The sequence below is a fragment of the Actinoplanes sp. L3-i22 genome (genome assembly GCF_019704555.1).
Taxonomy (GTDB): domain Bacteria; phylum Actinomycetota; class Actinomycetes; order Mycobacteriales; family Micromonosporaceae; genus Actinoplanes.
In genome coordinates this window covers 10,453,731-10,466,000 of record NZ_AP024745.1, presented here as the reverse complement: position 1 = coordinate 10,466,000, position 12,270 = coordinate 10,453,731, and the positions used below count along the sequence as shown (strand labels likewise).

Sequence of the window (12,270 nt, the reverse complement as noted above, 5' to 3'; positions counted from 1 at the left end):
GGTGGTCAGGATGGAGGCCATGGACTCGCGTGACTGGATTCACGGCGGGCTCCGTGCCGTCCTCGGCGGGCTGATCGCGATCCCCCTGGCGGTGCTGAACCTGCCACTGCTCGTGCTCTCGGTGGTGACCCTGGCGCTGACCGTGGTGCCGGGGGTCGGGATGGTGCTGTTCCCGCTGGTCACCCGCCTGGTCAGGGCGCGTGCCGACCTGGGCCGCCGGATCGCCGCGCGGTCCGGTGTCACGATCCCGCGGCCCTATCGCCCGGCCCCGGAACGGGCCGTTCTCGGCGGCTGGCGGCACTTCCGATGGGTCGTGACCGACCCGGCCACCTGGCGCGACTTCGCCTGGCTGGTGCCGGGCGCCGTGATCGGTGTCACTCTCGGCGTGGCCGGTCTGGCCATTCCGCTCTACGGCCTCGAGGGCACGCTGCTCATCCCGCTCTGGATCTGGCTCGGCACGGGGTGGTATGGCTACGGCGCGATCTGGCCGTTCGAGACGGTCGGCGACGCGTTCCTGTCCCTGCCGCAGGGCGTGCTGATCCTGTTCATCGGGTTGACCGCGGCTCCCTATCTCCGCCGCTTCGACGCGCTCTTCGGCCGGCTGCTGCTCGCCCCGACCCGCAACGCCGACCTGCGCCTGCGGGTCAGCCACCTCACCGTCACCCGGGCCGACACGGTCGACGCGCAGGCCGCCGAGCTCCGCCGGATCGAGCGTGACCTGCACGACGGCGCCCAGGTCCGGCTGGTGTCGCTGGGCATGACGATCGGCCTGGCCGAGGAGATGGTGGAGACCGATCCGGACGGTGCCCGCAAGCTGCTCGCCGAGGCGCGGGAGACCAGCAGCGCGGCGCTCGCCGACCTGCGCCACCTGGTCCGCGGCATCCACCCGCCGGTGCTCGCCGAGCGCGGGCTGGACGGGGCGGTCCGCGCGCTCGCCCTGGCGCTGCCGATCCCGATCACGGTGGAGACCGCGCTGTCCGGGCGGCTGGACACCCCGGTCGAGTCGGCGGCCTACTTCGCGGTCGCCGAGGCGCTCGCCAACACCACCCGGCACAGCTTCGCCCAGCACGGCCGGGTCGATCTCTGGCACACCGGAACGATGCTGGTCATGCAGGTCAGCGACGACGGGCTGGGCGGCGCGAACCCGACCGGCGGCACCGGCCTGCGAGGTATCGAGCGCCGTCTCTCCGCTTTCGATGGCACGATGAGGCTGTCCAGCCCTCCGGGCGGACCGACCGTCGTGACCATGGAGCTGCCTTGCGCGTCGTTCTCGCCGAAGACCACGCCCTCCTCCGGGACGGGTTGACCCGACTGCTGACCGCGCACGGCTGCGAGGTGGTGTCCGCCGTGGACAACGGGCCGGCGCTGCTGCCCGCCCTGGTGGAGCACCGTCCGGACGTGGCCGTGGTGGACGTGCGCCTGCCGCCGACGTTCACCGACGAGGGCCTGCAGGCCGCGATCGCCGCGCGCGGCGTGATCCCCGGGATGCCGGTGCTGGTCCTCAGCCAGCACGTCGAGCCGCTATATGCCCGCGAGCTGCTCTCCGACCGGAGCGGCGGCGTCGGCTACCTGCTCAAGGACCGCGTCTCGCACGTCGCCCAGTTCGTCGACGCCGTCCGCCGGGTCGCCACCGGCGGCACCGCCATGGACCCGGAGGTCGTCTACCAGCTGCTGGCCCGCCGCCAGTCGCCACTGTCCGCCCTCACCGGCCGGGAACGAGAGGTCCTCGGCCTGATGGCGGAGGGCCGCTCCAACGCGGCGATCGCCACCAAACTGTTCGTCGGGGAGAAGGCGGTCAGCAAACACATCAACAGCATCTTCACCAAGCTCGACCTTCCCCCGTCCGACGACGACAACCGCCGAGTCCTGGCCGTCCTGACCTTCCTCAACGCCTGACCTGCCGACCTGCGCGTTCGCCTGCTTGCCTGCGCCCGCTCGCCCCCGTTTCGCCCCCGTCTGGCCCGCGCTTGACCGTGTGGCGCGCGCTTGACCGTGTGGCTCGTCCTTGGCCGTTTGGCTCGCGCCTGTTGGCGCCCGCGCCCGCGCCGGCCCGCGCCGGCCCGCGCCCGCGCCGGCCCGCGCCGGCCCGCGCCGGCCCGCGCCCGCGCCGGCCCGCGTCGGCCCGTGCCCGGGCGGGCCTGCTTGCTCGGCCAGGCCCGCCTGCTCGCCCGGGCCCGCTCGTCCACGCGTCGCCTGCCCGCCCGCGTCCGCCCGCTCGGTCGTCGCGACCTGAACCCGCGCTTGCGGTCCGTTCCCGCCCCTCTCGTGCCGGCGTTTGCAGCCGTTTGTGGCCTTCGGTGGTTTGGCGAACTGTGCTTGTCCTGGGTGGGGTTAGTGGGGCCAGGTCAGGCGGGCCACGCGGCCCTGTTCCCCGGAGGCCCAGCAGGCGTGACCCACGCAGGCGACGGCGTCGAAGCTGCCGGTGTCGAAGCGTTGCCAGGTCAAGCCGCCGTCGCGGGAGAGGTCGCTGCCGGTCGGGCCGACCGTGAGCGCGTCGTGCGAGCCGGACCAGGTGACGCCGGAGCGGTATTCGCCCGGGACCGTCCGGGACACCGTCCAGGTGCGGCCGTTCCGGGTGACCGCCGCGCCGGACGGAGCGGATTCCGGGACGGTGTAGTCGCCGCCGACGGCGAGGCCGTGGGCCGGGTCGCGGAAGGCCAGGCCGTAGATGCCGGCGCTCGGGCCGCTCGGGATCGGGGTCGCGGTGACCTGCCAGGTGCGCCCGAGGTCGCGGGAGCTGAACACCCGGGCGGTCGCGCCGCCCCCGGTGGCGAAGAACGCCTGGCCGGCGGAGTCACGCGAGGCGAGTTGGTCGGCCTGGCCGGAGGAGTCACGCGAGGCGAGGCGGTTGGCCGGAGCGGAGGAGTCACCGGCCGGAGCGGCGGGGTCGCGCGAGGCGAGGTGGTCGGCCGGGGTGGCGGAGTCGCGTGCGGTGAGGTGGCCGGGGGTGGTGGAGACCAGGCAGGTGCCGCTGGCGGCGAAGGCGAACTCGCCGTCGAGGGCCGCGGGCATGCCGGTGGCCGGGAGGACGGACCAGGACCGGCCGCCGTCGCGGGTGGCGAGGATCCGGAACTTTCCGTCGACCGGGTCGGAGAGGGCCAGGCCGTGCCGCCGGTCGAGGAACGTCATGCAGTCGTAGAACGCGGCCGCGTCCTCGTTCTGGAACGTCCGGGTCCAGGTCTTCCCGGCGTCCGCGGTGGTGTAGATCCGGGAGTCGGTGCCGGAGCCGATGGTCAGCGCCACCGCGTGCCGGGCGTCGAACGCCTCGATGTCCCGGAACTGCAGCTCAGCGGCGTCCGCCGGGCCGACCGAGGACCAGGTGCGGCCGCCGTCGACGGTGCGCAGGACGGTCCCGGCGCTGCCGGCCACCCAGGCGACCGAGGCGCTGACCGGGGCCAGCCCACGGAACCGAGCGGTGGTCCCGGTGTCGGTGAGCCGCCAGGCGGGCGCCGACGCGGCGGAAGAGGCGGGCGCCGACGCGGCAGAAAGAGCCAAAAAATCGGAAAAAGCCGAAAAATCGGGAGAGCCGGCAGACGCCGACGCGGCGGAAGAGCCGGCGGAAGCGGCAGCGGGGGAGGCGGCTGCGGGGGAGGCGGCTGCGGGGACCGGGGTGGCGATCACCGCGAGCACGCCCAGGACCATCGACAACCTTCGTTTGATCGTCATGCTCGCAGAACATACCGGCTCGACAGGTGTGTGGCACGGCACTGATCGGCGGTACGCCACCGACCCGAAACAGTTCCGTACCACAATGTGAGACATGGAATCCGCTGTCACCGTCGCCATCACCCGCCGCGCCGACCCGTCGCGAGCGGCGGAGATGACCGCCTGGGTGCGAGCCGGAGCCTCCCTGGCCGAGGACTTCCCGGGGTTTCTCGGCACCGGCTGGGTCCAGCCCGAGCCGGGCTCGCCGGAGTGGCACATGCTCTACCGCTTCGCCGACGCGGAGGCGCTGCGGGACTGGGAGGAGTCCCCGCAGCGGCGCTGGTGGCTGACCTCCGCGGAGGGTTTCGTCGAGCACACCCGGGTGGAGCGGCGCACCGGCATCGAGGGCTGGTTCGACCCGCCGCGCGAGCTGCACGTCAAGCAGGACGTGCAGACTCCGCCGCGCTGGAAGCAGGCGGTCACCATCTGGCTGGGCTTCTTCCCGGTCAGCCTGCTCGCCGGCTGGCTGCTCGCCCCCTACCTGACCGGCCTGCACCTCGTCCTGCGCACGATGATCACCACGCTGGTGCTGACCCCGATCATGACCTACCTGGTGCTGCCCCGGGTCACCCGAGCCCTGCAGCCCTGGCTCAAACGCTGACAAAAACCCCAAAAAGCCAATTGCCCCGGTACGCCGGCAAACCCCGCCCCGATCAGGTCAGTTGCCCAGCCGCTCCCGCAGCCGCATCGTGTCGGCCACGGTCCACCCCGGCGGCGGCGCGACCGTCGCCCACCCGTCCACCGTCGTCGACTTGTAGACGTGCCCGTGCCCGGTCGGCGCCTGGTTGGCGAAGACCAGGTCGCACGTGGTCTGCCAGAACGTCACCCAGGGAAACCAGTGCATGGCCGGGGTGACGTCCGGCCCGCGCTCGCCGTGCAGCCACGGCGGCCGCTTCCACAGCAGGCTCCAGTTCCACCAGACCACCGGGTCGGACGAGTTCTGCAGGTAGACCACCTTGGGCTGGGGACCGGGCCGATTGCGCAGTTCCTCCCCGGTGTCGGCGAACTCCACCGGCAGCCCCGGATAGACCGGGTCCCAGACCGGCGTGCCGGGCGCCCGCTGCCGGGTGAGCCGCTGGTGGATCGGGTTGGCGAAGGTCGGCCCCTCCATCAGCACCCCGTCCGCCCCGTTCACCAGGTCGGCGGCGCTGCCGAAGGTCGACTCGATGCCGTACGTCCCGAGGCTCTCGCCGAACAGCAGCAGCTTGGGCCGATGGCCGGCGGGCAGTGCCGACCAGCGCTGGCGCACCGCCGTGATCAGCGCGGACGCCGCGTCCACCACCGCCGACCGGTCGCCGACGAACGCGATCGAGCTGGGCAGGTAGGAGTACTGCATGGAGACCAGCGCGGTGTTCCCGGCATACATGTACTCCAGGGACTGGGTGACCCGGTTGTCCACCCAGCCGGTGCCGGTCGGGGTGAACAGCGCCACCACCTGACGCTGGAACGCGCCGGTCCGATCCATTTCGCGGACCACCAGGTCGGCGCGTTCCCGCATGGTGCCGGCCGAGGCCAGCCCGGCGTAGAGGCGGATCGGCTCCATCGCCGGGTGCCCGGCGAACGTGGCCAGCTCGTCCGGGCTGGGTGCGCTGGCCACGAAGTTCCGCCCCTGCCGGCCCAGGGTGTCCCAGGGCACGAGCGAGTCCGGTCCCCCGGAGCGCAGTGGTGAGCTCGGGATCCGCACCCCGTTCCCGGTCCCGTTGTTGATCACCGCGGCGGACCGGTCGGCGACCGCGAACAGGTGCGCGACCAGCAGGCCGTCGAACGCGCTGTAGCTGAGCACGGCGACCACCACGGTGCCCGCGCAGTACGCCGCCCGCTCCGGCACGACCAGCCGGAACACCTGGGCGCAGCCGTGCGTGGCCAGGCGCAGGGCGCGGGCGATCAGCAGGATCAGGCCGAAGGTGAGCAGGCCGGCTCCGACGGTACGGACGATGTCGTACTCCTGCGCCGGCGCCATCCCGAGCCGCAGCCGCAGCTCCCGTTGCCAGCGCACGCCGAGCACCAGGCAGGTGGCGATCATCGGGAGCAGCAGCACGGCCAGCACCCGCCACCAGATCCGGACCGCGCGGGGGGAGAACCGGAACCGGAGCCGGATCAGTGCCCCGATCGCGGTGCCCAGCGCGTACCCCATCGCGGCGGTGATCCCGGCCACCACGCCCTGCAGGACCCCGTTCCGGGGGAGCAGCGACGGGGTGAACGCGAGGCAGAAGAACACGGCGGCGAGTCCGGCGCCGGTGAGACTGAGCGGGGCTCGCACGATGCGGGCGCGGGTCGGTGGCGCTGCCGGGTCGGTGGATCGTCGAGGCCGGGGGATCCGTAGGCCGGACCTCATCGGTGCGGGTTCGACCACCTGTTTGCGCATGCAAGCTCCGATCATCGACGGGGGCGTCGGGTCGGTACCTCCTCATCATCAGGGGTCGATGGGTGCGCGCGCCTCCCCGTTTGCGGGTGGTTTTGTGCCGCAGGTTCATTCAGCCGGGCGATCTTCTGCCGATGTCATGCGGTGAGGAGGAAGACGCGATGCGGGTACGGAACTGGATCGCGGTGTTAGTCAGCCTGTTGTTGCTCGCAGCTGCCGGCGGGGTCGCCATCATGGTGAACCGCTCGGCGCTGAGCGCAGCCGACACGGTGCACCGCGCCGACAGCACTGAGCTGGGCACCAACAACGCGACCCTGACCGGTCAGCTCCAGCTGCTCTCAGCGCAGGAGTTGGCGCAGGTCCTGGCCGACCACACGCTGTCGATGGCCAAGGGCGGCGCCGCCGACCACGCGCTGCTGGTCATGGCCGCGTCGAAGAGCACCACCTTCGAGTACGGCATGCTGATCACCGACCTGGACGGCAACGTGCTGAACGCGAGCCGGACCGCCGGGGTCCCGGCCGCCGACAACGCCGGCTGGGCGCCGATGCGCAAGCAGTTCGCCAGTGGCTCCGAGGTCGGTTTCTCCTCGGTGATGACGGTGGACGGCATCGCGCTCGCGGCGGTGGCGGTGCCGATCCTGGCCGGTGGCGACCCGGTCGGTTTCCTGATCGGGCTCAACCAGGTGGCGATCACCTCGCTGCAGAAGTACACCGTGCAGCTGGCCAGCGGCAACCACCGTACGGACGTGGTGGACAGCGCCGGGATCGTGGCCGCGAGCAGCGTGCCCGACCTGGTCGGCAGCCGGGCCGACGAGGCGATCGTGACCCAGCTGGCCAAGGGCTCCGGCACCCGGTTCGTCGAGTACCGGTCCGGCAGCACGTCGATGATCGCGATCGTGGTCGGCGGCCTGCCCAGCGGCTACTCCTACGTACGCACCCAGACCAAGTCCACCTTCGACGGCGCGGTGCACCGCCGCAGCCAGACGGTGAACATCACGCTGCTCGTCATGCTGCTGATCGGCGTGGTCGGCATCTCGGTGCTCGGCTACCGCAGCCAGATCCAGCGTCGGCGCGCCGACGAGCGGTTCCAGGCACTGTTCCAGCACGCCCCGGACATCGTCACGGTGATCGACCGGGAGGGCCGGATGATCTTCACGAGCCCCAGCTCGGCGGCGATCCTCGGGTTCGAGCCGGGCCTGCTCACCGGGCACAGCGTCTTCGACATGGTGCACCCGGACGACCAGCCGGCCATGCGGGAGAAGCTGGACGCCCTGCTCGGTGACCCGGCCGGGGTGCTGCGCCTGCAGTGCCGGGTCCGGGCGTCGACCGGCCACTACCGCTGGTTCGACTTCACCGCGTCCAACCAGATGGCCAACCCGGCCCTGAACGGCGTGGTGATCAACGCCCGGGACATCTCGGAGAACCGGGCGTTCCAGGAGCGGCTGGCGCACGAGGCCGAGCACGACCCGCTGACCGGCCTGCCGAACCGGCGCCGGATGCAGGACGCGCTCTCCTCCTCGCTGCGGCGGGACCCGGTGGCGGTGCTCTTCGTCGACCTGGACGGGTTCAAGCCGGTCAACGACCAGTACGGGCACGAGGCCGGCGACGAGCTGCTGCGTCAGGTGGCCGACCGGCTGAGCGGCTGCATCCGGGCCGGCGACGTGCTGGCCCGGGTCGGCGGCGACGAGTTCGTGGTGCTGATGCCGGGTTCGCTCGGGCCCAGTGACGTCGAGGCGATGGCGACCCGGGTCCGGATGGTGGTGGAGATGCCGTTCCGGATCACCGGGCAGCACATCACGATCGGCGCGAGCGTCGGCGTCCACCTGGCCGGCCCGGCCTCGGACCCGGACTCGGCGCTGCGGGCGGCCGACCACGCGATGTACGAGATCAAACGCTCCGGCGGAAGCCGCGGCCTGACCCGGGTTCTGGAGACCATCGGACGACACCGCGCCCGGGATTGAAGTTAGTGCACACTGGGTGCATGAATTCAAAGGTGCTGTCGCGGCGCGATCTGGACTTCCTGCTCTACGAGTGGCTCGACGTGGAGACGCTGACCTCCCGGGAACGGTTCGCCGACCACTCCCGGGAGACGTTCGACGCGTTCCTGGACGTGTCGCAGCAGATCGCCGAGCGGGACTTCGCGCCGCACAACCGCAAGAACGACCTGAACGAGCCGACCTTCGACGGCACCCGGGTGGAGATCATCCCGGAGGTGTCGCACGCGCTGCGGGTCTTCGCCGAGTCCGGGCTGCTCGGCGCGACGATGGACGCCGAGCACGGCGGGCTGCAGCTCCCGCACGTCGTGCAGCGCGCCTGCTTCCTCTGGTTCCAGGCGGCGAACACCGCCACCTCGGCCTACGCGATGCTCACCGGCGGGAACGCGCACCTGCTGCTCGCGCACGGGACCGAGGACCAGATCCGGCGGTACGTGCACCCGATGCTCGAGGGCCGGTTCACCGGCACGATGTGCCTCTCCGAGCCGCAGGCCGGCTCCTCGCTCAGCGATGTCACGACAAAAGCGGTTCTCGACCAGGAGACCGGGAAATACCGGGTCAGCGGCGGCAAGATGTGGATCTCCGGCGGGGATCACGAGCTGAGCGAGAACATCATCCACCTGGTGCTCGCGCGGGTCGCCGGGGCGCCGGCCGGGGTCAAGGGCCTGTCGCTGTTCATCGTGCCGAAGAAGCTGGAGTCGGGCGAGCGCAACGGCGTCACGCTGGCCGGCCTGAACCACAAGATGGGTTACCGCGGCACCACCAACGCCGTGCTCGCCTTCGACGACGCCGAAGGCGAACTGGTCGGCGACGAGGGCCGTGGCCTGCAGTACATGTTCCACATGATGAACGAGGCGCGGATCGGAGTCGGGTCCGGCGCGGTCGCCCTCGGCTACACCGGTTACCTGCACGCCCTCGACTACGCGCGCGAGCGGGCGCAGGGCCGCCCGGTCGACGCCAAGGACCCCACGGCACCTCCGGTGCCGATCATCAACCATCCCGACGTACGTCGAATGTTGCTCGCGAGCAAGACGTACGTCGAAGGCGGTCTTGCCCTTGTTCTTTTCGCGGCGAAGCTGCTGGACGAGAAGTCGGAGGAGAACGACCTGCTCCTCGACGTGCTCACGCCGATCGTCAAGGCCTGGCCGTCGCAGTGGTGCCGGCTCGCCGACGACCACGCCATCCAGGTCCACGGCGGCTACGGCTACACCCGGGAGTACCCGGTCGAGCAGTTCTACCGGGACAACCGGCTGAACTCGATCCACGAGGGCACCGACGGCATCCAGGCCCTGGACCTGCTCGGCCGCAAGGTCACCATGAAGGGCGGCGCCGGCCTGAAGCTGCTGCTCCACCGGATCCGGGCCACCGCCGCCTCGGCCGGGGAACTGGGCGTCCCGGTGCTCGCCGCCTGCGACCGGCTGGCCGCCACCACCGCCAAGCTGTGGGCGGCCGGCGACCCGGCGAAAGCCCTGGTCAACGCGACCGCCTACCTGGACGCGACCGGGCACCTGGTGGTCGCCTGGCTCTGGCTCTCCCAGGCGCTCGCCGTGCGCGGTAAGGAGGGCGCCTTCTACGAGGGCAAACGCCTGGCCGCGAGGTACTTCATCACGCACGAGCTGCCCCGGATCGGCCCGATGCTGGACCTGCTCGATTCAGGTGACACGCTGCTTCTCGACCTTGAGGACGCCTGGTTGGGCTAGGTTCGACGCATGGCCGGTAAAGCCACCGTCATCGAAGTCGGCGACCACGACGTCCGCGTCTCCAACCCGGACCGGATCTACTTCCCGGAGCTCGGCGCCACCAAGCTCGACCTGGTCGAGTACTACCTGGCGGTGAGCGACGGGATCGTCCGCGCGCTGCGCGAGCGCCCGTGCATGCTGCACCGCTTCCCGGACGGCCTGGCCGGCGAGAAGGTGCACCAGAAACGGGTGCCGAACGGCGCGCCACCCTGGCTGGAGACGGTCCGGGTGAACTTCCCGCGCTATAACCGGCACGCCGACGAGCTGTGCGTGACCAAGCCGGCCGACGTGATCTGGGCGGTCCAGATGTCCACCGTGGAGTTCCATCCGTGGAACTCCCGGCGGGCGGACACCGAGAAGCCCGACGAGTGGCGGATCGACCTGGACCCGATGCCGGACTGCCCGTTCGACACGGTCCGCACGGTCGCCCCGGTCGTCCGGGAGGTGCTCGACGAGCTGGGCATCGCCGGCTTCCCGAAGACGTCCGGCGGCAAGGGCCTGCACATCTACGTGCGGATCGAGCCGCGGTGGGGCTTCTCCGACGTGCGCCGGGCGGCGCTGGCCTTCGCCCGCGAGGTGGAGCGCCGGGCCCCCGAGCAGGTCACCACCACCTGGTGGCGCAAGGACCGGGACCCGAAGGCGCTGTTCATCGACTACAACCAGAACGCGCGGGACCACACCATCGCCAGCGCGTACTCGGTCCGCGGCGTCCCGCGGGCGACCGTGTCGACGCCGATCACCTGGGACGAGATCGCGTCGGTCGACCCGCAGGCGTTCACGATCCGGACGGTGCCCGCGCGCTTCGCCGAGCTCGGCGACCTGCATGCCGGGATCGACGCGGTGGAACACGACATAACGCCGCTGCTGGAGTGGGCCGACCGGGACGAGTCGGCAGGCCTGGAGACCCCGGCGGAGCAGTGATCCTTGACCGGCCTGGCATGATCGCCCGATGCATGACAGAGCGAAGCAGATACGAGCCGGCCGGGGGATTCTCGTGCGCGCCGCCGTCCTCCTGGTCGCCGCGGTCATTCTGATCCACGGCGCCGAGGCCACCGCCGGCTCGTGCAGCCGGGCCGACGGGGCGGCCGGCGGCTGGGTCACGGCCTTCCTGTTCGTCGTGGCGGGGCTGAGCCTGCTGCTGCTGTCCGGCCTGTGGCGGACCCGCGGCACCGGCGCCTGGCCCGGCGTGCTGCTGGGCTGGACGACCGGCGCCCTGATCACGGCCGCGGTCCTGACCGCCGAGGCGTTCTACGTCCGCGGCCTCCCCCTGGGCTGCTGACGGCGCTCACACCGAACTTCGCACCTGGCGATCGAGGTGCGAAGTTCGGTTATCGGCGCCCGGCGGTGCTCTCGCGGATGATCAGTTTGTGCGGGGCGCGTAGTTCGACCGCCGGGGGTGGGGTGGCGCTGCCGATCCGCAGGAGCAGGCGCTCGACGGCCGAGGTCGCGATCATCTCCTTGTCCGGGGAGATGGTGCTGACCGACGGGTTGGAGTAGGCGCCGTCCTCGATGTCGTCGTAGCCGATCACCGCGACGTCCTCGGGCACCCGCAGCCCCCGGCTGATCAGGGTGTGGATGGCGCCGAGCGCGACCAGGTCGGAGTAGCAGAACACCGCGTCCGGCGGGTCCTCCCGGTCGAGCAGGAACGCCATCGCCTGCGCGCCGTCCTTCCGGTTGAACCGGGGCGTGCCGATGATCAGGTCTTCCCGGGGGGTCAGGCCGCGCGCCAGGTGCGCCTCGCGGAAGCCCTGGGTGCGCAGCTGGGCGGCCTCGCCGGTGGCGTACGGCTGGTCGCCGATCGCGGCCGGCCGGCGTCGTCCCAGGTCGAGCAGGTGCTCGGTGGCCTGCCGGGACGCGGCCACGTCGTCGATGCCGACGTGGTCGAACGTGCCGTCGCTGGACCGCTCGCCGAGGACGACCAGCGGCAGGTTCGGATCGTGCTCGGCGAGGGCCTTCTGGTCGAGGCCGAGCGGGCTGAAGATGATCCCGTCGAAGAGCAGCCGGCGGGAGCCGTGGGCGATGAACGCGCGCTCGTGTTCCGGGTCGCCGTCGGTCTGGTCGATCAAAACGTTATAGCCGCCGGCCCGGGCCGCTCTTATCACGCTCTGCAGTAACTCCGAGAAGTACGGCGTGTCGAGGTACGGCACCACCAGCGCGATTTGCCCGGAACGTCCCTGCGCCAGGTTGCGCGCCAGCACGTTGGGCCGGTAGCCGAGCTCCTCCACCGCGCGCTGAACCCGGACACGGGTCCGTTCGGTGACGTTCGCGTACCCGTTGACCACGTTGGAGACGGTTCGACTGGAAACCCCGGCCAGCTCCGCCACGTCACGTAGCGTGACTTCTCGACGCAATGTGCCCCCTCTGCCCGCGCCAAGTTTCCGGCAGGTTACCCCTTGCCGTCGTTTGGACGTCCGTGCATGCTGTTTTGCAGCGCTGCAAAAGCGTAGCAACCAACGCGAGCAACAGATGA

General features: G+C 71.3%; 11 protein-coding genes. 8 read left to right on the top strand and 3 right to left on the bottom strand.

Annotated elements, in window-relative coordinates; all coding sequences use genetic code 11:
* The first annotated feature begins 19 nt into the window (after window positions 1-19).
* Together L3i22_RS46315 and L3i22_RS46310 are read left to right on the top strand one after the other, a co-directional pair.
* Window positions 20-1,306 carry a sensor histidine kinase gene (locus tag L3i22_RS46315; protein WP_221323767.1) on the top strand — a complete coding sequence of 429 codons (1,287 nt, stop codon included), beginning with the start codon at window positions 20-22 and terminating at the stop codon, window positions 1,304-1,306.
* Complete coding sequence (locus L3i22_RS46310) at window positions 1,258-1,896, top strand: response regulator transcription factor (RefSeq protein WP_221323766.1); 639 nt, start codon at window positions 1,258-1,260, stop codon at window positions 1,894-1,896. The genes L3i22_RS46315 and L3i22_RS46310 overlap by 49 nt, the downstream gene beginning before the upstream one ends.
* Window positions 1,897-2,331: 435 nt before the next feature.
* On the opposite strand, the gene L3i22_RS46305 is transcribed toward L3i22_RS46310, so the two are convergent.
* On the bottom strand, window positions 2,332-3,369 hold the full coding sequence (locus tag L3i22_RS46305) for an oxidoreductase (RefSeq protein WP_255657665.1): 1,038 nt from the start codon (window positions 3,367-3,369) through the stop codon (window positions 2,332-2,334).
* A 55-nt stretch (window positions 3,370-3,424) separates the two neighbouring features.
* On the opposite strand from L3i22_RS46305, the gene L3i22_RS46300 reads away from it, so the two are divergent.
* The gene (locus L3i22_RS46300) at window positions 3,425-3,757 is read left to right on the top strand and encodes a hypothetical protein (RefSeq protein WP_221330611.1); all 333 of its coding nucleotides are present in this window, start codon (window positions 3,425-3,427) and stop codon (window positions 3,755-3,757) included.
* Between the two features lie 3 nt (window positions 3,758-3,760).
* A complete protein-coding gene (locus tag L3i22_RS46295) occupies window positions 3,761-4,306 on the top strand; it encodes an antibiotic biosynthesis monooxygenase (RefSeq protein ID WP_221323765.1) in 546 nt (181 codons plus the stop codon).
* Window positions 4,307-4,363: 57 nt separating this feature from the next.
* Here L3i22_RS46295 and L3i22_RS46290 read toward each other — a convergent pair whose 3' ends face one another.
* On the bottom strand, window positions 4,364-5,965 hold the full coding sequence (locus L3i22_RS46290; RefSeq protein WP_255657664.1) for an alpha/beta-hydrolase family protein: 1,602 nt from the start codon (window positions 5,963-5,965) through the stop codon (window positions 4,364-4,366).
* 263 nt (window positions 5,966-6,228) lie between these two features.
* On the opposite strand from L3i22_RS46290, the gene L3i22_RS46285 reads away from it, so the two are divergent.
* From L3i22_RS46285 to L3i22_RS46270, 4 genes are read left to right on the top strand one after another with little or no spacing between them, the layout of a single operon-like run.
* Entirely contained in the window at window positions 6,229-8,028 is a 1,800-nt protein-coding gene (locus tag L3i22_RS46285) for a sensor domain-containing diguanylate cyclase (protein ID WP_221323763.1), read from the top strand.
* Between the two features lie 20 nt (window positions 8,029-8,048).
* Window positions 8,049-9,761, top strand: coding sequence for an acyl-CoA dehydrogenase (locus L3i22_RS46280; RefSeq protein ID WP_221323762.1), 1,713 nt, complete (start codon window positions 8,049-8,051; stop codon window positions 9,759-9,761).
* 9 nt (window positions 9,762-9,770) lie between these two features.
* The gene (gene ligD / locus L3i22_RS46275) at window positions 9,771-10,721 is read left to right on the top strand and encodes a non-homologous end-joining DNA ligase (protein WP_221323761.1); all 951 of its coding nucleotides are present in this window, start codon (window positions 9,771-9,773) and stop codon (window positions 10,719-10,721) included.
* Window positions 10,722-10,749: 28 nt separating this feature from the next.
* Window positions 10,750-11,079 carry a hypothetical protein gene (locus L3i22_RS46270; protein ID WP_221323760.1) on the top strand — a complete coding sequence of 110 codons (330 nt, stop codon included), beginning with the start codon at window positions 10,750-10,752 and terminating at the stop codon, window positions 11,077-11,079.
* 49 nt (window positions 11,080-11,128) lie between these two features.
* Here L3i22_RS46270 and L3i22_RS46265 read toward each other — a convergent pair whose 3' ends face one another.
* Window positions 11,129-12,151 (bottom strand): LacI family DNA-binding transcriptional regulator, encoded by a 1,023-nt coding sequence (locus L3i22_RS46265; RefSeq protein ID WP_221323759.1) that lies wholly within the window; start codon window positions 12,149-12,151, stop codon window positions 11,129-11,131.
* Window positions 12,152-12,270: the final 119 nt, after the last annotated feature.

What these genes read in the sequence shown, in the direction of transcription:
- L3i22_RS46315 (WP_221323767.1), top strand. Translation starts at nt 20, where the DNA reads ATGGACTCGCGTGACTGGATTCACGGCGGGCTCCGTGCCGTCCTCGGC.
- L3i22_RS46295 (WP_221323765.1), top strand. Translation starts at nt 3,761, where the DNA reads ATGGAATCCGCTGTCACCGTCGCCATCACCCGCCGCGCCGACCCGTCG.
- L3i22_RS46285 (WP_221323763.1), top strand. Translation starts at nt 6,229, where the DNA reads ATGCGGGTACGGAACTGGATCGCGGTGTTAGTCAGCCTGTTGTTGCTC.
- L3i22_RS46280 (WP_221323762.1), top strand. Translation starts at nt 8,049, where the DNA reads ATGAATTCAAAGGTGCTGTCGCGGCGCGATCTGGACTTCCTGCTCTAC.
- ligD (WP_221323761.1), top strand. Translation starts at nt 9,771, where the DNA reads ATGGCCGGTAAAGCCACCGTCATCGAAGTCGGCGACCACGACGTCCGC.
- L3i22_RS46270 (WP_221323760.1), top strand. Translation starts at nt 10,750, where the DNA reads ATGCATGACAGAGCGAAGCAGATACGAGCCGGCCGGGGGATTCTCGTG.